This is a genomic window from Candidatus Symbiopectobacterium sp. NZEC135 (genome assembly GCF_025962695.1).
The window spans coordinates 1-656 of the sequence record NZ_JAGFPF010001207.1 but is presented as its reverse complement, the minus strand read 5'-3'; the positions used below and the strand labels follow the sequence as shown (position 1 = coordinate 656).

Genomic DNA, 656 nt, shown 5'->3' with positions numbered 1-656 from the left:
CATCGTGTCCGGCACCGCTCGGCAAAGCAAGCGCATGCCCTTGCACCTGAGTGACCGCCTCACACAGCAACCGCTGTAACCCGTCATCACAGCGCGTCGGGGCAATGCGGTAATATTCTTCAGCCCCAAAGTGGCAGCCGCGCGCCTGCGCCACCTGCTCACCGTGAGACAATAAGTTCGCCAGCAACGCGGCCAGTGCAGTCTCCTCCGGCCCGCGCACGTCCAACGTTAAACGCACCTCGCCCGGTATCACATTCGCCGCCCCCGGCGCACATTGCAACGTGCCGATGGTTGCCACCAAACCGGATGCCTGCTCTCGCGTCAGTTGCTCCACCACAACCATCCACTGTGCCGCTGCTGCCAGTGCATCCTGACGCTGCGTCATCGGCACAGTCCCTGCGTGGCCCGCCGTTCCCTGAAAAACACAGTTTAACCGGCGCGCACCGTTGATCGCCGTCACCACGCCCAAGGCGGCGTCATCGTGTTCCAGGCAAGGGCCTTGCTCAATGTGCATTTCCAGATAGGCGGCAATGCTTTGTGGCGCACGCGCCGCACGCCCGATCGCTTCCGGGCTTAATCCCGCCTGCGACAACGCTTGTGACACGCTCACACCTTGCGCATCCTGACAGGATAACCAGCTTTCAGGCCAGGTGCCG

The 656-nt window shown here is 62.8% G+C and carries 1 protein-coding gene; it reads right to left on the bottom strand.

Annotation, left to right across the window (positions count from 1 at the left end; translation table 11 throughout):
• On the bottom strand, positions 1 to 656 hold a 656-nt coding region (locus tag J5224_RS33365; protein WP_264629179.1), incomplete at both ends, for a peptidase dimerization domain-containing protein.